Source organism: Streptomyces stelliscabiei (assembly GCF_014873495.1).
In the GTDB taxonomy this organism is placed as follows: Bacteria; Actinomycetota; Actinomycetes; order Streptomycetales; family Streptomycetaceae; genus Streptomyces; species Streptomyces bottropensis.
Map to the genome: position 1 here is coordinate 5,408,895 of NZ_JADBGF010000001.1, position 21,490 is coordinate 5,430,384.

Sequence of the window (21,490 nt, forward strand, 5' to 3'; positions counted from 1 at the left end):
GAGCCGTCGTTCCGTTCGTCGTAGATCGATGAGCCGTCGATCAGGGCGAATGCCGGGCCGACCTCGGAGGGGAGTCGTACGAGGCCGCACCGCACTGCACAAGGTGGACACCGCACGTTGATCACTTAAGCGGTCGCCGTTCCGGAACGGATCGGAGTTCGATCAGGGAATGATCAGAAACTCCCCAGCCGTCGGCAAAGTCCACCCCCTGTCACAACCCGTGGGCTAGGACGGGGTGGGCTGGGACGGGTGAGTCAGGACGGGCGGGTCAGGACGAGGCCGGGATCAGCACCCTGAACCAGGCCCCCCGGTGCGACGGATGGGACGGCTCCAGCGTGATCGTCCCGCCATGGGCCGTCGCGATCGCCGCGACGATGCTGAGGCCGAGCCCGCTGCCGGCGGCCCGCGTCTCCTCACCGCGTACGAAGGGGTCGAACAGCCGGGCGCGCAGGTCGTCCGGGATTCCGGGACCGTCGTCCAGGATCTCGATCACCCGGTGGCCGTCCTCCGTGCCGAGCCCCAGTGTCGTCGTGGTGCCCGGCGGGGTGTGGACCCGCGCGTTGGCCAGCAGGTTGGCGACCAGCTGGTGCAGCCGCAGCGGGTCGCCGGTGACCGTGTGGTCCCCGGGGGCGAGCAGCAGCCGTACGGGACGGTCGGGGTGGCAGTCGCGGGCGGCGGAGACCGCGTCGCGGCACAGCTGGGCCAGGTCCACGCAGGTCAGCTGGAGGGGCTGGCCGAGGTCGAGACGGGTCAGCAGCACGAGTTCGTCGATGAGCGTGCTCATCCGGCCGACCTCGGTGGCGATCCGGCCGAGCGCCTCCTGCCGCATGGGTTCGTACGCGGGGTCGCCGACCCGGGCGAGTTCGGCGTAACCGGAGATCGTGGTCAGCGGGTTGCGCAGTTCGTGCCCGGCGGCCGCCATGAACTCCCGCAGCCGCCGCTCGGTGTCCTCCCGTTCGCGGACCTCACGGCGGCCGAGCCGGCGCGCGCCGAGCAGGACGGTGGCGAGGAGGGGGAAGGCGGCGGCCGTCTCGACCTGGAGGAGGCGTTCGACCGCCCGCCGGTCCTCCACCGTCGACCTGGCCGTGACGACATAGCCGCTCGGGTGCCTCCGGTCCGTCTCCGGCACGCGCACCACCTTCGCCCGGTAACTCTCCCCGAACGCCGAGGGGTTGGGCCGGGCGGCGTACGCCTTCAGCCGGGCGGGCGTGAGCGCCGGGAACGCGGGGAGCCCCTCGGAGCCCCGGTGGCGCTCCACGACCCTGCCCTCGGCGTCGAGGACGAGGACCAGGTCGTTCCCGCCGAGGGGCGGGAACGGTAAGGAGGCCGCGTCCGGCAGCGCACCCGCCCCCGCACCGCCGAGTCCGCCCAGTTCGCTGGCCCTGGTGATCTCCTGGTCGGTGCGGGCGGCCAGATTCTGGGCGAGGGTGTGGGCCGAGAGGGCGGCGACCGCGCCCAGCGTGGTGAGGGTGGCGATCAGCCAGAAGCCGACGGTGCGCCGGCCCGCGTGATGGGGGCGGATCGGCTGTTCGACGGGAGGCAGGGGCCGGCCGGGGTGCGGCCGTCGGCACGTGTCAGTCGGCGCGAGCATCCCGGCCGCCCTGATGTTCTCGCCCAGCCCGGTGAACCCGCTCATCCGACCAGCTTTCCGTAGCCCTCGCCGTCGTTGCCCGCGCCTCCCCCCGAGGCCCCCGTTCCCTCGCTCAGTTCGTGCACAGCTGGTAGCCCACACCCCTGACGGTCCGTATGAGCGACTGGCCCGGCTCGCCCAGTTTGCGACGCAGGTAGTAGATGTACGTGTCGACGACCCCGGACCCCTCGTCGCGGTGGTTCCAGACACGTTCCTGGATCTGGCCCCGGGACAGGACGCGGCCGGGGTTCTCCATGAGGTAGCGCAGGAGGGCGAACTCGGTGGTGGTCAGCTCGACGGGGCGGTCGGCGGCCCAGACCTGGTGGGCGTCGGCGTCGAGCTGGACCACGCCGGCGCGCAGCCGGTTGCGGTCGGGCGCGGGGTGGCCGCCCCCGGCCCGGCGCAGCAGGGCGCGGACGCGGGCGGCGACCTCCTTCAGCTCGAACGGCTTGGTGACGAAGTCGTCGCCGCCCATGTCCAGCCCGCGCACCCGGTCGTCGACGCCGCCGAGCCCGGTGAGGAAGAGGACCGGGACCGCGTTGCCCCGGTCGCGCAGGGTCCGGCACACCTCGAAGCCGCCCAGGTCGGGGAGGTTGACGTCGAGGAGGATCAGATCGGGGTCGTACCGCGTGACGGCCTGCAGTGCCTGACGGCCCGTCGCCGCGGCGGTCACCTGGTATCCGAGGAACTCCAGCGCCATGGTCAGCATGGACCTGATCCCCTCCTCGTCGTCCACGACGAGGAGGCGTCCGGTGGGCCCCGGGGTGCCCGTCGGCGGGGACTGTGGGGCCGGAGTCGCTGAGGGGACTGCTGATGGGGCGGAGGGCACAGGGGTGGTCATGTCCTGTTCCTTTGCTGCCGTGACCTCATATTGAGATCTCAAGTTTCGGCGGAGTCCGTATCGTCACACGTACCGGCAGGTAAGGGAGAGCGGTTGGGGATTCATGCGGAATGACTCCTTCCTTGCTTTCGTCCCACGACAGCGGCGAGCGCCGCCGGCGGACCCGTGGATCCGCCGACGGCGCTCGCCGTGCTGCTGCCAGGGCCGCCCGGTACCGCTCGGACCGGCCGCCCCGCGTGCGTCTAGCTGGTGAAGATGAAGTACTTCCAGGCCCCGTACGTCGTGGTGTTGACGTTGTCGCCCGAGGTCGTGTCGTGGTACTCGGAGCGGAAGCGCAGGCGGACGTTCGTGGTCGGGGTGCCGGTGAGGGTGATGTCCGACCCGCCGGAGGTGCCGAGCGCGAAGTACTCGGCGCCCCAGTCCTGCCACGAGCCGTCGATGTTGAACTGCAGCTGGAGGCGCTGCTGGCGGTTCGGGTAGTACGTCATCACGGTCTTCAGGACGGGGTCCTTGGACTTGCGGATGTAGTGGTACTTGTGGCCCCAGGCCGTCCGGGTCTTGTAGTGGCCCGAGATCGACGACGAGATCTTGACCTTGGTGTAGACGGTGTTGGTGACGGTCTTCGCCTTGTAGCGCGAGTCGCCCGCGAACTTCGCCGAGAGCTTGGTGTCACGCTTCAGGTCGACGGTGACCGACAGGTTCCCCTGCGAGTTCACCGTCCCCGACTTCACCAGCTTGTTCGGCCGGTCGGAGCCGTAGGGGTCGGCCCAGATCTCGACCTTGCGGTTCTTGTACGTCGTACCGAGGTGCGCGGTGAACTTCACGTCCGCGCCGTACGCGTAGGTCTTGCGGTTCTTGTCCAGCGTCAGCGTGGGCGTCGCCCGCGAGACCTCGACGGTGTCGGAGGCCGACGCGGCGGTGTGGTCCGCGTCCCCCGCGTACTTCACGGTGTACTTCACCTTGCCGCCGGCCGGCGGGGTGTCGGAGAAGCTGTAGGTGCCGTCGGCCGCCACGGTCACCGCGGCGAGGGCCTTGCCGGACGGGGACTCCAGGTCGGTGCGGGTCACCGTCAGCTTCACCCCGGCCGGGAACGCGGCCTTCGAGGTGACCTTGCCCTTGACCGTGAGCTTCTTGGCGCGGGTGGCCGTGGCCGGGGCGGCGACGGTGATCGCGGTGAGCGCCGTGGTGGGGGCGTCCAGCGTGCGCAGCGAGTACACGCCCTCGTCGTTGTACGTCACCGCGAAGAGGCGGGAGGCGTCCGGCGCCCAGGCCAGGCCGGAGTCGGGCAGCTCGTCGCCGCCGCTGCTGCCCCCGGTGTTCGGGAAGTCGTACTCCCGGATCGAGGTGGTGGAGCCCGGCTCGTAGATGTAGATGTCGGGCTCGTAGATGCCGTCGATGCCCGCCGCGACCGTGCCGTCGGGCGCGATGGCGACCGAGTTCGGGTAGCTGTCGCTGGCGTAGGTGCCGTCCGGCGTCAGGTCCGAGGTCTTGAAGACCTGGTGGTGGTACGGGGAGCCGCTGGCCACGACGACGCGCTGCCCGTCCGGGGTGACCGCGAGGTCGCCCATGTTCCCGCCGTTCGTGTCCACGGCGGCCGTACGGGAGGCGGTGCCCGAGGAGACGTCGTAGACGGCCAGCTTGCTGCCGCCGGGCTCGCCCGCGACCAGAGCGCCGGAGCCGGGGGCCGCGTCCAGGACCGGCGCGTAGTACCAGAGGTGGGTGGTGTCCTGGTCGAGGGCGACCACGGGCTCCTCGCCGGACAGGTCCAGCGAGCCCAGCTGGCCGTCGCCGGTCGGGCCGTAGCCGAACCAGACCTTGCCGCCGGCCACGGCGACACCCACCGGGGCGTCGCCCACCGGGTAGCGGGCCGACTCGGTCTCCGTCGCCGTGTCGACGGCCACGATCGTGTCGGCGTCGCGCACGGCCCCGTACAGCGTGCCGGAGTCGGCGGACAGCTCCAGGCCCTGGACGCCCGGGAGGTTCGTGAACTGCTTGCGGACGATGCCGTAGTAGTCGGTGACGACGATCTTGCCGTTGCTGGGGTCGCTGATGAAGACCCGCTGGTGGACGCCGTCCACCACGATGTCGGCGCTGGACGCGACCGGAAGCACCTTGGTGCTGTCGGCGGACGCCGTCGGTGCGATGGCGAGTGCGGCGGAGCTGAAGAGGACTGCCAGCGCGGTGGCAGCCGGAAGAGTGCGCATACGCACGGTGTCGAACCCCCCGGTACGAAAGAAATGGGCGCGTCGTCGTGCGGGGCCGGTGTGTTCGACCTGTGCGGCACGTGTGACGCGTGTGCGAAGACTAAGTCATGGATCTGACAAGAGTCACAGGGGGTGGTGGCGAACTCAACGGATTTACGGGACGGACGTCCACTCCGGCGCACGCGCCGTCCGCGCACCTCGCGCGCGGTCACCCGAACGGCCCTGAACTGCGCCGTCACCCGGTCGGCCCACTGCTATCCACAAGGGGAGGGGACGTATCCGACGTACCCGCGAAGGGGAGAACCACCCATGGTCAGCCTGTCCGTCGACCTGTCCGTCGACTTCACCCAGGGCCTGAACGACGCCTGGTCCAAGGTCGCGCAGTTCGCTCCGCAACTCGCCGTCTTCCTCGTCATCCTGCTCGTCGGCTGGTTCGTCTCGAAACTGATCGCCCGCGTCCTCGACCGCGTCCTGCGCAAGGTCGGCTCCGAACGCCTCTCCGAGCGTGCCGGAACGTCACGGCTGCTCCAGGACTCCTCCTACGACCTGACCGGCATCCTGCGCCGGATCGTGTACTACGCGCTGATGCTGATGACCCTCCAGCTCGCGCTCGGTGTCTTCGGCACGAACCCCGTCAGCGCGATGATCGACGACATCGTGGCCTGGCTGCCGCGCGCGGTCGTCGCCGTCGTGCTCGTCGTGGTGGCGATGGCCATCGCCAACGCGGTGCGCGGCATCGTCGGGGGCGCGCTCGCCTCCGTCTCCTACGGCCGCACCCTCGCGACCCTGGTCTGGGCCTGCGTCGTGGGCCTCGGCGTCATCGCGGCGCTGGGCCAGGCCGGCATCGCCCAGGACATCACCCGGCCGGTCCTCTACGCCGCGCTCGGCACGGTCGCCGGGATCCTCGTCGTCGGTGTCGGCGGAGGCCTGATCGGGCCGATGCGGCAGCGGTGGGAGCGGGCGCTGACGACGGTGGAGCGGGAGACCGTGCAGGCACGGGAGAGCGTGGCGGCGTACCGGGCGGCCCGCGAGACCGTCCCCGCCAGCCGTCCGACCGCCGACGTCTGACCGCAGGCGCGCCTTCCGCCTTCCCCACACGGATCCCCGCACCTCTTCGAGGTGCGGGGATCCTGCGCGTCGGGGGCCGCGCGCCACCCGCGCCGGGGCGGACGCACAATCTCCCCCGAAGAGGGATAGCCGTGCGTGGCTCGGCACGTCGTGAGGGTTGCCGAGAAGGGGGAGGGTTGATGAAGGCGTCGAGTCACGACGAGTTCCGGGAGTTCGTAGCGATGCGCTCCACCGCGCTGCTGCGGCTCGCGGTGCTGCTCACCGGTGGTGACCGGCACGGAGCGGAGGACCTGCTGCAGATCGCGTTGATGAAGGTCTACGGACGCTGGTCGAGCATCGAGCAGCCCGAGGCGTACGTGCGCCAGGTCATGTACCGCCAGCAGGTCAACCGCTGGCGGCTGCGTGGACACCGCGCGGAGACGACGGTGCCCGTGGTGCCCGAGTCGGGTACCGACGCCGACGCCGGAGCGGAGTCCGAGCTGCGGATCGCGCTGTGGGCGGCGCTCGCCCGGCTGACGAAACGCCAGCGGGCCGTGGTCGTCCTGCGCTATTTCGAGGACCTGCCGGAGGCCGAGGTCGCGACGCTGCTGCGGTGTCCGGTCGGCACCGTGCGCAGTACGGCGTACAGATCACTGGCCAAACTCCGCGCACTCGTACCGGAACTGGGGCCCGCGGGGCTCGCGGAGGAAGAGGGACGGCAGCTCAGTCTTACGCCGAAGGGGGCACAGGGATGACGACGGAGCAGGTGGAGCAGAAGGTCCGGGAGACGCTGCACGCCGTCGACCTGGACGGCGTACGGGCGCCCGGTGACCTGGTCGAGAAGGTGGTGCGGCGGCGCGCGCGGCGCCGCTTCACGCAGGTGGCGGGGACGGCGGCGGCCGTGGCCGCGATCACCGTGGGTGCGGTGCTCGGCTTCGGGGGCGGCGGGACGGGCGACCAGGACCGGCCGGCGCGGCCGGCGGCCTCGCCGGAGGGCTGGCAGCCGTGGCGGATCGACGCCCGGGGCGCCGTCGACCGGGGCTGCATGGTGGACGGCGCCGCGCTGTACTGCGCCGGGTACAAGTACGACGCCGTGAAGTTCGACGCGAACACCGGTGAACGGCTGTGGACACTCAAGGCGATCGGCGACGGCTCCGGACCCGTGTCCGTGCTCAGCCGACCGGTCGCCGTGCGCGACGGCGTGCTCTACGCCTACCGCGCCCACACCGCCGAGAAGGGGCCGGACGGGAACTACGCCCCCGGCACCGACCTGATGGCGGTGAACACCGACACCGGCAAGGTGCTGTGGTCGGTGCAACTGGCGAGCGACAACCGCGACGACCAGGCCGCCGTGCTCATCGACGGCGCGGTGCTGGCCAACACCCCGAGGGACCGGACGCTGACGGCCGTCGATCCGCGGACCGGAAAGGTGAAGTGGCGCCACAGCTGGGGCAAGGGCATCTGGTGCGACCGGGTGGCGCTGAGCGGCGTCCCCTATCTGCTGTGCTCGCCGGAGACCAAGAAGCCCGGCCCGACCGACGTCCTCCGTCTCGACCCGGTCACCGGACGGACCACCAAGGTCACGGCCCTCTCCGGCAGGCAGCAGATCGTCGGGACCTGGGGGGACCGGATCGTCCTGACCCCGATGCCGGCACGGTCGAGCGTGGTCTTCGAGACGGAGGAGCAGAAAGCGAGGACCGAGAGGCTGACCGTCGTCGACAGCTCGGGCAGGCAGACCCCGCTCTCCTACCCGGTCCGGGGGACGACGGTCACCAAGGCCCTCGTCGGGGACCGGCTGATCTCCGTGTCCCGTACGGGCCAGGCGTCCTCCTACTCGCTCACGACGGGAAAGACCCTGTGGACCGCGCCGGTCGGCATCAAGGTGCCCGACAGCGAAGCGCCCTGGCCCGACCTGGCGAACCCGGTGGTGTCGCCGCACCGGAACGTCGTGTACTTCTTCGGCCCGGACGGCGCCCTGTCCGGCCTCGACGCGGACACGGGCGAGCGGATCTGGCGCGGACACGTCGACGCCGGCAAGCACGGGGCCATGCCCCAGGCCCTGCTCCACGGGGACGTACTGATCGCCCGGAGCGGCAGCAGGTTGGTCTCCCTCCTGCCGAGCCTGGGCGACTGACCGCGCGCCCCCGGGCCGGGAGGCACCCCCCGTCCCGGCCCGGGGGCGCCTCGACACCGGGGCAACCGCCGCCGGTGTGGGGCCGTGGGCGGGAGAATCGCGGGGAGAGCGGGCCGGGCGCGGGCACCGGCCCCGGGCGAGGGGGAGACAGACACATGCGCGACGCCGTGGTGACGGACGCCGGGGACCGGATGCGCTGGGTGGAGTGGGCGGGCGAGGAGCCCGGCCGGGTGTACGTGCACGGGCTCGGGGCCACCTCGGCCGCGTACTTCACGGCGGTCGCCGCCCACCCCCTGCTCGCGGGGCGCCGTTCGCTGTTCGTCGACCTGATGGGACACGGCATCAGCGACCGCCCCACGGACTTCGACTACAGCCTGGAGTCACACGCCGACGCGCTCGCCCGGGCCCTGACGGCGGCGGACGTCGCCGGAGCCGAGCTGGTCGCGCACAGCATGGGCGGTTCGGTGGGGATCGTGCTGGCGTCACGGCACCCGCGGCTGGTGCGGAACCTGGTGATGATCGACTCCAATCTCGACCCGCTCACCCCCACGCACGGTGTCGTCGGGAGCAACGGCATCGCGGCGTACACCGAGGCGGAGTTCCTCGCGGGCGGCCGGGAGGAGTTCGCCGCGCTGGCCGGGGAGCAGTGGTGGTCGACCATGCGGCTGGCCGGCCCCGAGGCGCTGTACCGCAGCGCCGTCCGACTGGCCCGCGGCACCCGCCCCACGATGCGTGAGCTGTTGCTCGACCTGAAGATCCCCCGCACCTACCTCCATCCCGAGGCCGACGGCCCGCTCCCGGGCACGCAGGCCCTCACGGAGGCCGGCGTGACGGTCGTCCCGGTCCCGGCCTGCGGCCACAACGTCATGCTCGACAACCCGGAGGCCTTCGTACGGGCGACGGCGGAGGCCCTGGCCGACTGAGTCCCGAGCCGGGGCACTGGGGCCGGACGGGTGGGCCGAGCGTGTTCGATGCGTCGCTCGACGTAGGCCTTTGGCATGTCAACGGCAAGAGTGTGGTGGGGAGTTGGAGTAAAGCGGCTGGCGTAAGCGGGGTTACTGGCATGCTTACGTCATGGCAGGTACGGCCGAGCGTGACGATCCCGAGGTCATCGGGCGCAGAGTGCAGCGACTGCGGACGGAACAGGGCCTCACACAGCGTCAGTTGGCGGAACCCGCGTACACCCCGGCGTACATCTCGACCCTGGAGGCCGGCCGTGTCCGCGCCTCCGAACCGGCCCTGCGGCACATCGCCGAACGGCTCGGCGTGGGCTACGAGGAACTGGCCACCGGCCGCCCCGCCGGCTTCGCCACCGAGCTGCGGCTGCGCCTGACCGGTGCCCAGCGCACCCTGTCCGGCGGCGCCACGGAGGCGGCCGCCGAGGGGTTCACGGCCGTCCTCGCCGAGGCGGAGGAGTACCAACTGGTCGCCGAGCAGGCCGACGCGCTGCTCGGACTCGGTGAGTGCGCCCTGGAGACCGGGGACCTGGAGACCGCCCAGCTGCGGTTCGAGCAGGTCGAGCAGTGCCTCGCCGAAGCCCCGCTGCCCGCCCGCGTCCCCGCCCTGCGCGGTCGCGCCACCGCCCACTACCTCGCCGGTGAACTCCGCTACTCCTGCTACCTCTACGAGTCCACCCTCGACGAGCTGAACCGCAACGGCCTGCACGACCCCGACGCGCTGCTCCTCCTCTACACCGGCGTCATCGCCCCGTACATGGACATGGGCGCCCACGCCCGCGCCGCACAGGCCGCCGAGCTGGCCCTCGCCCTCGCCCCGCGGTCCGGTGATCCCGCCCTGGTCGCCCGTATGCACCGCTCGGTCGCCCGCACGATGATCGCCGAGGGCCGGATCGCCGAGGCCGACGCCTCGCTCGCCAAGGCATCCGAGCTGTACCGGCAGCTCCAGATCCGCACCGAACTGGCCAACTGCCACTGGATGCGCGGCTACCTCCACGCCCAGAACGGCGACTACGTCCGCGCCGAGGAGGAGCTGCGCGAGGCCCGCCGCATGCTCTCCGCCAAGCGCGCCGCCCTCTACACCAGCCAGGTCGCCGTCGAGCTCGCGGACGTCCTGCACCGCCGCGGCAAGTCCGAGGAGGCCGCCGAGCTGCTCCGCGAGGTCCTCAGCGACCTCAGCTCCGAACGCGGCGCCCTGCACTCCGCCGCCGCCCACCGCCTCCTCGGCATCATCGCCGAGGACGCCCGGAACGCGGACACGGCCGAGGAGCACTACGTACGGGCGCTGAGCCTGCTGGAACGCGCGGGCGCCGCCGGTGACCTGGCCGACCTGTGCCGCCTGCTCGGGGACCTGTACCGCCGCACGGGCCGTGTCGAGGCCGCCCTCGACGCCTACCGCACGGGCCTCGGCCACCGCACCGCCCCCGGCACGACCACCCTCGGCCCGGCCCCCGCACAGCCCCCGCTGTGACGGGGGCTCAGTCGTCGAACGTCCGCGAGACCAGGACGGTGCCCTCCTTGTCGTACACCGTGACCTTCTCGGTGAGGCTCCGCAGGCGCTCGGCGTGCGGGGTCCCCTCCTCGCGGTGCGTGAGCACGTACCAGGCACCCCACTCCTTGGTCCCGGCCAGCCGCAGGACCGTGCCGTCGAGGGTCCGGCCGTCGCGGAGTTCGAGCCGTACGCCGGCCGCCGGGGTCCGGGTGCCGAAGTAGAGGCCGGACAGGAGGGCGTAGTCGTTGCCCGACGCCGCCTCCTGCATCGCGGCTCCCGGACGGCTGCGGTCGATGTCCTCGTCGAGCAGGTTCTGGAACTCGACGAGGTCGGACATCACCGGCTCGTACGCGTGCTTGCCCTCGGCGGTCAGCCAGATCTGTGTGCCCTTGCCGACGTCCACGCGCTCGCCCGGCTCGACGACGCGGGTCTGCCCGGCGTACGGTCCGGCGATCCGGGCGGGCGTGGGCGAGGCGCTCACGGCCGGCGTGGGCGGGGCCATGGGCTGGACGGTCGCGGGCGGGCCGCCGGGCCGCAGCGCCAGCACCACGGCGAACGGGAGCAGCAGCAGTCCGCAGCCCGCGCTCAGCGCGGCGGCCCGGCGCCGCCGCCGGACGACCCGGCCGTCGCGCTCGATCGCCGACAGGGGCACGGCCTGCGGGGTGATGTCGTACGCGGCGTCGGCGAGGGCCTCGCGCAGCAACCGCCCGGTGCCGGCGTCGTCCGCGCCGTCCTCGACCGTACCCACGTCCGTTCCGCCTCCTTCTCCTGTCACTCTTCCTGCGGTGGTGTCCGGGCCGGTCCCGGGGGTGGGCTGGTTCATGGGCGTGCTCCGGAGACGGGCGAAGGGGCCGCGTGGGCGGCGCCGGCGAACTCGGGGTGGGCGCGCAGGGCCTGCAGCCCCCGGCGCAGGTGGGTCTTGACGGTGCCGAGCGAGCAGCCGAGCAGCTGGGCGATCTCCATCTCGCCGAGGTCCTCCCAGAAGCGGAGCACCAGCACGGACCGCTGCCGGGCCGACAGCGCCGCCAACGCCTGGGTGACGGCGGCCCGTTGGGCGATGGACTCGGCGTGCCCGGCGTGCCGTTCGTGCACCCGCTCGGGCAGGAACGGCGTCAGCAGAAGGGCCACGCGTCTCTTGCGCACGCGGCTGATGTTGTTGTTGACCAGCGAGCGCCGTACGTAGAAGTCGACGTCGTCGCGCGGGATGCGCCGCCAGCGGGCGTACACCTTCGCGAGGGTGGTCTGCACGAGATCCTCGGCCTCGTGGAAGTCGCCGGTCAGCATGTGCGCGGTGCGCACCAGACGCGGCCAGGCGGCGGTGGCGTACGCGGCGAAGTCGCCGGCTTCCGGTGATCCGGGTTTCTCTTGCGGCACGGACGACGGTCCTCGGGCTCGGGAACGGGGGAGCATGCCGTGCGGGAGCGGGGTGGTCAAGTACCGCTCCCGCACGGTCACTTCGGTGCGGGCGCGGCCGTCAGCCCAGGGACAGCCGGGAGTAGACGCCGCCCTGGGTGTCGTGGACGGTCACGGAGCGCAGGAACTCCTGCCCGTCGTCCCGCGCGGGCAGATCCGCGACGGCGTACCAGACGCCCCAGCCCGGCTTCCCGGGCAGCTCGATCAGCTTGCCGTGGACCGTGCCCGTGCTCGTCCGGACCGCCACGCGGGAGGCGGTGCCCTTGCCTCCGTAGTAGATGCCGGAGAGGTAGTAGTGCCCCTCGAAGGCGGACGCCTGGAGGGAGACCCCGGGCCGGGACAGGTCGATGTTGCCGTCGACGACGCTGCGGAACTGCGGGAAGTCGGGCAGGTCCGGCTCCAGCCAGTGCTTGCCCTCCGCCGTCATCCAGAACTCGAAGCCGGGCGCGGCGACGACGTGCTCACCGGGCTGGACGATGCGCGGAGTCGGCGCCTTCCTGGCCGCCGCCTCCGCCACCGCCGTGGCGGCGCCGTGCGCCGTCTCCCCCCGCGAGACGGCGTACGACGTCGTCGACGCCCCCGCCAGCAGCGTGGTCAGCGCTGCGACGGCGACGAGTGTGCGCATCCGTGTCATGGTCATGAACGGACGACCCCCAAAGGTGTGTTGGTTCAGGTGCGTTGGTCTGACACTCCTGAAACCCCGGAGGCGTACGGGACGGATGACACCGGTGCGACGTTTTTTCTGCCGCCTCAGCTCAGCGCGCTGCCCTCCTTCCACCGGTCCCAGCCCAGGTTCCAGTCGCCGTACCCGTTGCCGACGGCCACGGTCTCCTCCGAACCGGTCACCTTCACCACGTCACCGGGGATGACCTGGTCGTAGAACCGCCGCGCCGTGCCGTCGTCCGCGAGACCCACGCAGCCGTGGGTGACGTTCTGCCGGCCCGCGTAGGTGTTGGCCTTCGGGTTCTCGTGGAGGTAGGTGCCGGAGGCGGTGAGGTGGACCGCGTAGCCGTACCAGCCGGCGTACGAGTCGCCGTAGCCGACCGTGCTGGAGTCCATGAACACCCGGCGCTGCTTGTCGGAGACGACCATCGTGCCGTTCCACGTGTCCATGCCGGGCGCGCCGGCGGTGATCGGGATGCGCTGGGTCGAGCCGTCCTTCTCGACGGTCATGGTGTGGCTGCGGACGTCGACCGTGGCGACGAGCGAGCGGCCGATCGTGAAGTGCCGGGTGAGGCCCGTACCCACCTCGACGGTGACCTTCGTACCGGGCTTCCAGTAGGCGCGGGGACGGTAGTCGACGCGCCGGCCGTCGGCGAGGTTGTGCCCCTTGACCCAGCTCCAGGAGCCCTCGGCGCCGGTGTCCGTCGTGACCCTCAACCGCCGTTCCACGGCGGCGCGTTCCGACGTCGCGACCGGGCGGTCGAAGGTGACGGATATCGGCATGCCGACGCCCACGGTCCGGCCGTCGGCGATGTTCACGCGCACGCCCTCGAAGGCCTTCGGCAGGGCGGGGCTCGGCTTCACGCGCACGGCCTCCGCGTCCGCCCGGGCGTGCGCCTTCGGTATCGCGCTCGGTCCCTCCACCCGTACGCCCGCTCCGGCCCCCGCGCAGCCCGTGAGCGCCAGCGTGACCGTGCACGCGGCCGTCGCGGCGAGCGCGTGGACCAGGCGCCGGGCCCGCCTCGTCCCCGTGGTCCTGCCTCTCGCGGCCCTCTTCCCCGAGCCGCTGTTCCCCGTGGTCATGTTCCCCCCTGCTGTCTTACGACCAGATCTCTTTCGAGCGGTGTGTTTCCGTGATGTGTTTCGATGTGTGGCGTACGTACGGGACCTGTACGCACGACGGGGGCGACCGGGTTGCACGGCGATGCACGGGACTTCGGAAAAATGGCGGGGGCGCATGACCGAGGACGAGTTCGACGCGTTCTACGCGACCGCGTTCCCCCGGCTGACCGGCCAGATCTTCGCCTTCACCGGAGACCACGGGGAGGCGCAGGACGTGGTGCAGGAGGCCTTCGTACGGGCCTGGGACCGGCGCCGGGAGTTCCTCGCGGACGGGGCGCCCGAGGCGTGGATCCGGACCGTGGCGATGCGGCTCGCGGTGAGCCGGTGGCGGCGGGCCCGCCGCTGGCTGGAGCTGGTGCGCCGCAACCCGCCCCCGGAACACGCGCCGGGCCCCGATCCCGAACGGGCGGTACTGGTCGACGCGTTGCGCAGGATCCCGGAGGCACAGCGGATGGCGGTGGTTCTGCACCATCTGTGCGACTTGAGTGTGGAACAGGTAGCCTCCGAGACGGGCGCCCCCGTGGGCACGGTCAAGGCCCGGCTGTCCCGCGGCCGGGCGGCGCTGGCGCGCGAACTGGCTCCGGGCGAGGGTGAGAAGGAGGACGGCCGTGTCCGATGAACTCACCGTCCGGCTGCGCGAACTGGCCGAGACCGCCGAGGTCCCACCGCCCGGCTCCGGCGCCGAGGTCCGCGCCACCGCGGGCCGCCGTCGCCGCCGGCGCCGTACGTCCGCCGCCGTCGCGGGCGGCTGCGCGGCGGCCGGCCTGGCCGCCGTCCTCACCCTGAACGCCGCCTCCCACGGCACGCAGCAGCGCCCGTCCACGGCCGCCAGTGACGTGCCCAGCGCGTCGGCGGCGCCCGAGGCCGTGGTGGACCTCTCCCGCCACGTCCTCACCTTCGCCGGCCGTGAGCTGCCCATCTCCGCCGGGAAGGAGCGCACGCCGACGCCGACCGGTCTGATGACCGTGACCGGCAAGGCCGACTCCGCGAAGTTCTCCAACGAGACGGTCGCCTTCGGTGACGGGTACACGGTGAACCTGAAGTGGGTCCTGGGGCTGTCGCCCGTCGCGACGGGAACGGGGGACACCGGCGACTCGGGCGGTGGCACCGACACGAGCGGGAGGACGAGCCCGGCGCCGACGCGGACCCCGAACCCGTGGTCGCTCTGGATCGCCGCCATCGCGTACAACGAGACGGCACCCGGCAGCCTGGACACCACCGACGGCTGGATCGGCCTGCGCACGGCGGACGCGCGGTGGCTGTACGAGCGGATGCCCGAGGGTGCGGTCGTGCGGATCCGGGGCGCGGCGGCGACCCCGTCCCCGTCCGCCGCCATCCCGTCCGGCTGACCGGGGGCGGCCGTACGGGGGAGCGGCTCACCCGTACGCCCTCGTGCGGTGGTGGACGGGCGCGGGCGGTGTTGGCGTGGGAGCGGAAACGTCGTGCTCTCGGGAGGCTCCGCCATGCGTCGTCCGTACCGTGTTCTCGCCCGGGTCGTGGCCCTCGGGATGCTCGCGGGGGCGGCGGGCTGTTTCGTGGACGATCCGGGACACCCGCGCGGCTTCCCCGAGGCGGCCGTCGACGACACCGCCGCCCCCTCGTCCCCGCCCTCCGCCCCGTCCGCCCTCACCGACGCCCGGGCCAGAAGCGCCCTGCTCCGCCAGGACGACCTCGGCGAGGCGTGGGCCGGTACGCAGGGCGCGGCGACCTGGCGGGACGGCCTCCTCAAGGGCCGCACCGATCTCCCCGAGTGCCAGGAACTCCTCGACGCGGTGTACGCCGAGGACGTCCTCGGCAAGCCCAGGGGCGGGACGGCCGTCACGGGCTTCGACGACTTCGAGTACGGCGCCCAGTTGCGCTACCAGGTGGGCGCGTACGACCGGGCCGACATCGACGCCCGGCTCAGCCACCTCCGCGAACTCGTCGGCAAATGCGGGGAGTTCACCATCACCGGCTCCCAGGGCCGGGAGTACGGCGCCGAGGTCACCCCCGTCGAGCTGCCCGGCGACCTGGGTGACGCCCGGCAGGGCCTGCGGCTGGTCGTCAGCGGTGACGTCGAGGGCGAGGACAGCGCCCTCACCCTCGACCTCGCGACCGTACGCGTCGGCGACACCGCCGCCCTCGTCACCCACGGCGGCCTCTACGGCATCGACGACACGGCCACCCGCGACGCCGCAACGGCAGGGGCGAAGCGCCTGAGGAACGTCCTGAAGACGGAGGGGCAGGACACGAAGAAGGGGAAGACGACCCCGAAGAAGGAACCGAAGGCACGGAAGACGGACGCGACGGAGGACGAGACGAAGGCGCCGTCCGACGAGGAACCCTCCTCCGAGGACGACTCCTCCTCCGAGGCCCTGCGGCCCGCCCACGTCCTCACCGGCGTCTCCCTCACCCCTCCTTCAGCAACGGCGTGACGACGCCCCGCACGTCCTTCTCCGACACCTTGCTCTGCACGGCCCCGGCGATGCGGCCCTCGCGGTCGACGAAGAGGGTGAAGGGAAGGATCCGCGGGTTCACGAGGCCCTTCGGCAGCTTCAGGAACTGCTTGCCGCCCGGGTCGTGGAGGCTCGGGTAGGACAGTCCGAGGTCCCGCTGGAAGGCGAGCGCGTGCGACCGGGACACGTCGGCACTGACGCCCAGGACCTGGACACCCCGTGCCCCCGACTTCCGCTGCACACGGTCGAGATCGGGCGACTCGGCCCGGCAGGGCCCGCACGTGGAGGCCCAGGCGTTCACGACGACGACCCGGCCGCGGAAGTCGGAGAGGCGGACGGGTTCTCCGTCGACGCTCGTCCCGGCGAAGTCGGGGGCCACGGGCCGCTCCGCCACGGGGATGTCCTTGAACAGCCCCGCCCCGGCCCCCTGCCGGGCCCGCTCGGCCCGCTCCACGCCGGCCGGCAACGGCTTCGGTGTGGCACAGCCCGCCATCGCGAGGCCGACCACGAGCACGCACAGGCCCGCGCGGGCGTTCGTCTTCATGGCCGCACAGCTTAGGCAACTGCCTTATGGGGTCCGCCGATCGGCCTGTCGAGGGGGCTGGAACACTGCTGTGGTCACCGGTTGACCGCCGGTGACGTACGGGGATGCGAGGAGCGCAGATGATCACGCCTTGGCGTCGGGCGATCGAGTACGCGGTGCTGGTCACCCTTCCCTCATGGCTGTGGGGGGTGGTCGTGCTCAACGTGGGGGTGCTCGCTGGGAGCCCGTCCGCCACCGACCTCGGCCCGGACATGACCGTCGGCGGCGGCCTGCTGTTCGTGCCGGTGGCGGTCCTCGTGCTGACGCTGGTCCGCAGGACGCTCCCCGCGCTGTCGCGCTGGCGCACCGCGACCATCGACGTCTCGGTGTACGCGGTCCTCCACCTGCTCTGCGTCGTGGCGACCCTCCTCACGGCCGGCTCCGGCCCGGCCGACGCGGTGGACTGGGCCTTCGTGATGATGACCGCCGCCCTCCTCGACCTGCAGTTCCTGCTGGCCCTCGCCCTGTGCGCCTGGCGCTACGACCGCCTCGTCCCGACGGCCCCCGCGAACCGCCTGCCCCACGGCCCCCACATGGCCTGACGAGGCCACGGACCGTGGCACCGGCCAGGACCGACGGACCGGCCACGAAGTCAGCGCGCGGCGTCCTCGCACTGTTCGCCCCGAACCCGTTCGATCGGGCCCACCAGGGAGCTGAGGTCTACCAGAACGCCGTCGACCGCCGTGATCCGGTCGGCGACGAACGCCTGGACGGCGGGGTCGCGGCCGTAGGTGATGAGGACGCGGTAGCCGGAGCCGGCGGAGGAGGTCTCCCGGAACACCCAGTCGACGCCGTCGACCTCCACGCACGGGTCGTCGGTCTCGGGCGGGGGCTCCAGGCCGCAGCGCAGGACCACGCCCCCGTCCCCCCAGGAGGCCACGCCGGTGACGGAGACGGGGTCGCGGAACTCGCCGGCGATGCGGGCGGGGTAGCGGTCGGTCAGCCGGGTGCAGGCCCGGTCGTCGGCGCGCGCGGCCGGCCGTACACCGAGGGCGGGGGAGGCAACCTCCCGCGCCACGAGCACACCGGCGACCACCGCCGCACCCAGCCCCACCCCGAGCGCGACCCACCCACGCCTCGAAGGGCGCCTCATCCGTCAACTCCTCCGCGGCACCGGGGTCATGGCGAGGGTCTCGCCGCAGGAACCTCCGCCCCGACCGACATGTTCGCATCCACCCCGCAGGCGCTCGGAGGGGGCGGTCTCACCCCTGTCCGGACGGCGGCCGCATGGATCGGCCCGTGCCCGGCTTGACGCCCCACACGTACACCGCGTCGTCCTCGTGCATGACGTTCCAGAGCCGTTCGGCGTCCGCGTAGCGCAGGTTCACGCAGCCGTGGGAGCCGCCTCTGAAGAGGTCGTCGAGGACGCCGTGGAAGGCCTGCCCGTCGTTGAAGAACTGGGCGAACGGCATGGGGGCGTCGTCGTACAGGTCGGAGTGGTGGTCGCGGTTCTTCCAGTAGACCGAGTGCCAGCCGGTGCGGGTCTCCTGGCCGTCCCTGCCGGTGCGCACGGGCACCGGCGCGTAGATCACCCGCTCCCCCTGCTGCACCCACATCAGCTGACGGTCGAGGTCCACACACGTCACCTGGTACGACCGCACGGGGCACTTGCCGGCCGCGTTGGGGTCGGGGCGGGCCTGCACGACCAGCATCGTGCGGTAGGTGGCGAGGCCCGCGTAGCCGTCGGCCGGCTTCACCCCCGTGCGCTGCTGGAACGCGCGGACCGCCACACAGTCGGCGGTGGACTGCCGGCCGTCCTGGGGAAGCCGGAGATGGCGTTCCAGGTCCCACTGGTACGGGCCGGTGCGCGTGGCGCACTCCGGCGCGGGCGCCGACGCGGCGGCGGGGACCCACGTCCAGCCCAGCAGCGCGGTCGACACCGCCGCGACCACGCCTGTCCGGGTCTTCTGCGCCTTCCCCGTCTTCCGTGTCCTTCGTCTCGTCAACGCGGCCTCCGGTACTCACTGACTCGCTCGGTCGCCGAACCCCCTCCCAGAGATACGGCATCCGGCCCGCCCCGGAGACGTCGTGCTGGGCCGAACGGGCTCCCGCCCGCCGGCCCCGCACACCACGGCGCCCCGGGTCCTCGAACGGGACCCGGGGCGCCGGAGTCAGGAAGGTGTCAGCACTTCTTGCCCTTGCACGCCTCTCCCCGCGCGTTGCGCAGCTTCACGAGCAGCCCGTCTCCGGCCGAGGCGTTCCTCGGGGTGAGGACGTACGGCCCCGTGACCGGCTGCTTCGGCTTGAGGTAGCCCTCGGGGACGTCGGTCTCGACCAGGTGGTACCTGCCGGGCAGGAGCGAGCCGAACGAGCAGCGGCCGGTGCGGGAGCTGGCGCAGTCGTTGACGAACCGGTCCTTGCGCGTGCCGTGCCGCTGCAGGCCGCGGACGCCGTTGGTGTCCTGCCACAGCTCGAACACCGCCCCGGCCAACGGCCTGCCGGACCTCTTGTCCAGCTTCAGGAGCGTCAGCCGCACCGACTGGGTGAGGCCGGCGTCGACCGTGTGGTTCACATGGCCGGGGTCGCCGACGCGGACCGTGGTCCGGCCGTGCGCGTCGACGTCGGAGTCGATCGCGCGGTTCGTACCGGCGCCCTTGACCGTCCACTTGAGCGAGGCGTGGCTCGGACGGCCCGGCAGGACGGTGGTGTCGACGCCGCGGTGGTCGAAGGAGACCCGGTAGGTGGTGTTGGGCCGCAGGCCCTGCCCGCTGCCGATGTAGTACTCGCCGTTCGCGTCCGTGCGGGCCGTGAGGTCGGGGCCGGGCGACTGCGGGTCGAGCGTCACCTTCACGCCCTTGACCGGCGGCTCGGAGGGGTCCTGGACACCGTTGCCGTTGACGTCGTACCAGACCCGGTTGCCGATCTGGACGGGCGCCCGGTCGCAGACCATCTCCAGGTCGGCGAGGCCGTTGCCCTTGCCGAAGAGGAGGGCGCGCCGCTTCGCGTCCGCGCTCCAGGTCCGCTGGATCGTGAGGTTGCCCTCGGTCCGGCCCTTGTCGGTGCTCCAGCGGCGGACGCCCTGCTCCCAGGGGTAGTCGTCGAACGGGTCGTAGACCGTGCTCCACAGCCTGTTCCGGAACGGCTGGAGTGCCGTGCCGCCCTGGGTGACCTGGTCCTCGTGGGCGTCCGCGAGCGCGGTCGAGTCGGCGTAGAACTCGCCGTGGCCGGGACCCTCGTCGTTGTTGGGCCGCGCTCCGTAGAGCGCGTCGCATCGGGCGTTGTTCTCCAGCGTGTACGTCGTACGGGAGGCGCACACGCGCAGCACGTCACCGGCGGCGATGGCCCTGACCAGGCTCTTCTTGTGCGCGTTGAAGGGGTACGTCGCCGTCCCCTGCATGTCGGCGAAGCGGTCGCGGAAGCCCAGCACCAGGTCGCCGTTGTCGGCGATCTCGATGTTGGACAGGATCGGCTGCGGCGCGGAGACGAAGGAGAGGTGTCCGGGGACGGGGACGCGCTGGTTCCACGCCTCCCACATGGCGCTCAGCGGCCGGCCGACGGTCGAGGGCTTGGCGCAGCGGGCGATGCTCGCGGGCAGTCCGGTGAACCGGTAGGCGCAGCCGCGCGGGTAGTTCATCGCCGTGTGGAAGAGATGGCGGAACGAGCCCTGGCGGAACTCGTAGACATGCGCGGTGACTTCGGACGGGTCGCCCCACGGGGCGGTCCTGCTCACCGTGTTCTCCGCGCCGCACACCCCGCCGACGAGCACCCGCCCGCCGCGCACCCCGATGCCGTACGGGTGCCAGTGCCCCGCGCAGTCCGCGGGCTTGGGGATGACGTGCGAGCGGTAGGTGCCCGGGTAGACCTGGTCGCCGCTGCCGCGGATCGGCACGGAGTACAGCCGGGAGTCGTTGAGGCTGACGGCGTAGAGGGTCCTGCCGTCACCGGAGACGTCGACGTCTCCGATGCCCTCCCGGCCGACCCTGCTGTAGACCGGGTTGTCCCGGAGCCAGTCGTCGGACTCGTCGTGCTCGGTGAGCAGGCCCGGCAGGGTGACGAAGGTGCTCACCCCGGAGTCGCTGTTGCGGCGGTAGATCGTGTTGGTCGCGCCCGCCGGACCGTACGCCGCGTGCCGCTTGACCAGCGTGCCCATGTAGGTGTTGCCGGTCCGGTCGTTGCCGATGCCGAACACGGCGCCCTGCTGCGTGTTGTTGGTCAGCCGCTCGACCGTGCCGCCGGGGTGGGTGTCGGAGAAGTTCCCCGCGAACCGCACCAGACCCTGATGGGTGTCGGGGGCGTCGCCCTTGGTCAGGTTGCAGGTCACCAGGTCGGGGTTCTCCTGGCAGTAGACCCCGGGCTCCCAGAAACCGGTCGTGTACGTCACGCTCCGGTTCCCGGTCACGTCCACGAAGCCGACGCTGCTGTGCATGACCTTCGGACCGTCGCCGAGTCCCGCGATCGCCGGCTGCAGGGTGCGGGGGTCGGGGTTGTGGACCTGGACGCGGTATCTGCCGCCGAGCAGCGGGGAGTTCGACGGCTGGAACCAGGCGACGCCATAGGCGTTGGTGGTCCGGGTCACCACCGTCCCCCGGTCGTCGGTCAGCGTGACCCGCACGCCCTCCCGGCCCTTCTCCAGGCCGCTGTCGTACGTCCCGTCGCCGTCCACCTCGTTGACGACGCGTACGGTCACGTTGCCGTCGCCAGGTGCCCTGCCGTCCACCGTGCCTCTGACGCCGGGGCCGGCGCCGACCGCCTCGCCGGCCGGCCCGAGCACCAGCGCCGCCGAGACGGCCAGGACCAGACCCACGCCCCCCGGAGTTCTTCGCTTCACGCCACGTCCCTCTTCTCCTGATGTCCTGCCGAGGCGACGGAACCCGGTGCCCGAAGCCGACCCCTGCATTCATATGAAGTGCCAAGCGCGACTAATCAGGCCGAACGGGGCACGGGAGGGGTGGGAGGGCGTGGCGTGATGCCGGGAATCTGGAGATTCGGGGGAGGCGGGGGGCACGGGGGAGAGGCCGGTGGCCCGGCGA

20 protein-coding genes are annotated in these 21,490 nt (G+C 72.2%); 9 read left to right on the forward strand and 11 right to left on the reverse strand.

Translation table 11 applies throughout. From position 1 onward, the window contains the following. Positions 1-268 precede the first annotated feature (268 nt). The 3 genes from H4687_RS23835 to H4687_RS23845 form a co-directional block, all read right to left on the reverse strand. Positions 269-1,636: a sensor histidine kinase gene (locus tag H4687_RS23835; RefSeq protein ID WP_046916909.1), complete on the reverse strand. Its 1,368-nt coding sequence runs from the start codon at positions 1,634-1,636 to the stop codon at positions 269-271. 67 nt (positions 1,637-1,703) lie between these two features. Next, on the reverse strand, positions 1,704-2,366 hold the full coding sequence (locus H4687_RS23840; protein WP_005483177.1) for a response regulator transcription factor: 663 nt from the start codon (positions 2,364-2,366) through the stop codon (positions 1,704-1,706). 347 nt (positions 2,367-2,713) lie between these two features. Next, entirely contained in the window at positions 2,714-4,675 is a 1,962-nt protein-coding gene (locus tag H4687_RS23845; protein WP_046916910.1) for a YncE family protein, read from the reverse strand. A gap of 309 nt (positions 4,676-4,984) precedes the next feature. On the opposite strand from H4687_RS23845, the gene H4687_RS23850 reads away from it, so the two are divergent. The 5 genes from H4687_RS23850 to H4687_RS23870 all read left to right on the forward strand — a co-directional run bounded on the left by H4687_RS23850 (position 4,985) and on the right by H4687_RS23870 (position 10,283). Then, positions 4,985-5,743: a mechanosensitive ion channel family protein gene (locus H4687_RS23850; RefSeq protein WP_046916911.1), complete on the forward strand. Its 759-nt coding sequence runs from the start codon at positions 4,985-4,987 to the stop codon at positions 5,741-5,743. Between the two features lie 179 nt (positions 5,744-5,922). Continuing rightward, positions 5,923-6,477 (forward strand): SigE family RNA polymerase sigma factor, encoded by a 555-nt coding sequence (locus tag H4687_RS23855; protein ID WP_046916912.1) that lies wholly within the window; start codon positions 5,923-5,925, stop codon positions 6,475-6,477. Next, on the forward strand, positions 6,474-7,856 hold the full coding sequence (locus H4687_RS23860) for an outer membrane protein assembly factor BamB family protein (RefSeq protein WP_046916913.1): 1,383 nt from the start codon (positions 6,474-6,476) through the stop codon (positions 7,854-7,856). Before H4687_RS23855 ends, H4687_RS23860 begins: the two co-directional genes overlap by 4 nt. Positions 7,857-8,011: 155 nt before the next feature. Next, a complete protein-coding gene (locus H4687_RS23865; protein WP_046916914.1) occupies positions 8,012-8,779 on the forward strand; it encodes an alpha/beta fold hydrolase in 768 nt (255 codons plus the stop codon). A 151-nt stretch (positions 8,780-8,930) separates the two neighbouring features. Next, complete coding sequence (locus tag H4687_RS23870; protein WP_046916915.1) at positions 8,931-10,283, forward strand: helix-turn-helix domain-containing protein; 1,353 nt, start codon at positions 8,931-8,933, stop codon at positions 10,281-10,283. Positions 10,284-10,290: 7 nt separating this feature from the next. On the opposite strand, the gene H4687_RS23875 is transcribed toward H4687_RS23870, so the two are convergent. The 4 genes from H4687_RS23875 to H4687_RS23890 all read right to left on the reverse strand — a co-directional run bounded on the left by H4687_RS23875 (position 10,291) and on the right by H4687_RS23890 (position 13,463). Beyond that, positions 10,291-11,052 (reverse strand): hypothetical protein, encoded by a 762-nt coding sequence (locus H4687_RS23875; protein ID WP_233443415.1) that lies wholly within the window; start codon positions 11,050-11,052, stop codon positions 10,291-10,293. A gap of 71 nt (positions 11,053-11,123) precedes the next feature. Next, complete coding sequence (locus tag H4687_RS23880; protein WP_046916917.1) at positions 11,124-11,678, reverse strand: SigE family RNA polymerase sigma factor; 555 nt, start codon at positions 11,676-11,678, stop codon at positions 11,124-11,126. Positions 11,679-11,778: 100 nt separating this feature from the next. Then, positions 11,779-12,342, reverse strand: coding sequence for a hypothetical protein (locus tag H4687_RS23885; RefSeq protein ID WP_225966795.1), 564 nt, complete (start codon positions 12,340-12,342; stop codon positions 11,779-11,781). A 125-nt stretch (positions 12,343-12,467) separates the two neighbouring features. After that, complete coding sequence (locus H4687_RS23890) at positions 12,468-13,463, reverse strand: L,D-transpeptidase (protein WP_046916919.1); 996 nt, start codon at positions 13,461-13,463, stop codon at positions 12,468-12,470. Between the two features lie 154 nt (positions 13,464-13,617). Here H4687_RS23890 and H4687_RS23895 point away from each other — a divergent pair, with 154 nt between their 5' ends. The 3 genes from H4687_RS23895 (at position 13,618) to H4687_RS23905 (ending at position 15,916) form a co-directional block, all read left to right on the forward strand. Beyond that, the gene (locus H4687_RS23895; RefSeq protein ID WP_046916920.1) at positions 13,618-14,121 is read left to right on the forward strand and encodes a SigE family RNA polymerase sigma factor; all 504 of its coding nucleotides are present in this window, start codon (positions 13,618-13,620) and stop codon (positions 14,119-14,121) included. Beyond that, positions 14,111-14,851: a L,D-transpeptidase gene (locus tag H4687_RS23900; protein WP_046916921.1), complete on the forward strand. Its 741-nt coding sequence runs from the start codon at positions 14,111-14,113 to the stop codon at positions 14,849-14,851. The genes H4687_RS23895 and H4687_RS23900 overlap by 11 nt, the downstream gene beginning before the upstream one ends. 114 nt (positions 14,852-14,965) lie before the next feature. Continuing rightward, the gene (locus H4687_RS23905; protein WP_046916922.1) at positions 14,966-15,916 is read left to right on the forward strand and encodes a hypothetical protein; all 951 of its coding nucleotides are present in this window, start codon (positions 14,966-14,968) and stop codon (positions 15,914-15,916) included. Here the strand turns inward: H4687_RS23905 and H4687_RS23910 are convergent. Next, positions 15,891-16,481: a TlpA family protein disulfide reductase gene (locus H4687_RS23910; protein ID WP_050398420.1), complete on the reverse strand. Its 591-nt coding sequence runs from the start codon at positions 16,479-16,481 to the stop codon at positions 15,891-15,893. The two genes, H4687_RS23905 and H4687_RS23910, sit on opposite strands and share 26 nt — an antisense overlap. Positions 16,482-16,600: 119 nt before the next feature. Here H4687_RS23910 and H4687_RS23915 point away from each other — a divergent pair, with 119 nt between their 5' ends. Continuing rightward, positions 16,601-17,062 carry a hypothetical protein gene (locus H4687_RS23915; RefSeq protein ID WP_046916923.1) on the forward strand — a complete coding sequence of 154 codons (462 nt, stop codon included), beginning with the start codon at positions 16,601-16,603 and terminating at the stop codon, positions 17,060-17,062. 50 nt (positions 17,063-17,112) lie between these two features. Here the strand turns inward: H4687_RS23915 and H4687_RS23920 are convergent, their stop codons facing one another. The 3 genes from H4687_RS23920 to H4687_RS23930 all read right to left on the reverse strand — a co-directional run bounded on the left by H4687_RS23920 (position 17,113) and on the right by H4687_RS23930 (position 21,288). After that, entirely contained in the window at positions 17,113-17,613 is a 501-nt protein-coding gene (locus H4687_RS23920; RefSeq protein ID WP_046916924.1) for a DUF3515 family protein, read from the reverse strand. 109 nt (positions 17,614-17,722) lie between these two features. Beyond that, positions 17,723-18,466: a L,D-transpeptidase gene (locus H4687_RS23925; RefSeq protein WP_046916925.1), complete on the reverse strand. Its 744-nt coding sequence runs from the start codon at positions 18,464-18,466 to the stop codon at positions 17,723-17,725. A gap of 176 nt (positions 18,467-18,642) precedes the next feature. After that, positions 18,643-21,288 carry an SdrD B-like domain-containing protein gene (locus H4687_RS23930; protein ID WP_050398422.1) on the reverse strand — a complete coding sequence of 882 codons (2,646 nt, stop codon included), beginning with the start codon at positions 21,286-21,288 and terminating at the stop codon, positions 18,643-18,645. Positions 21,289-21,490: the final 202 nt, after the last annotated feature.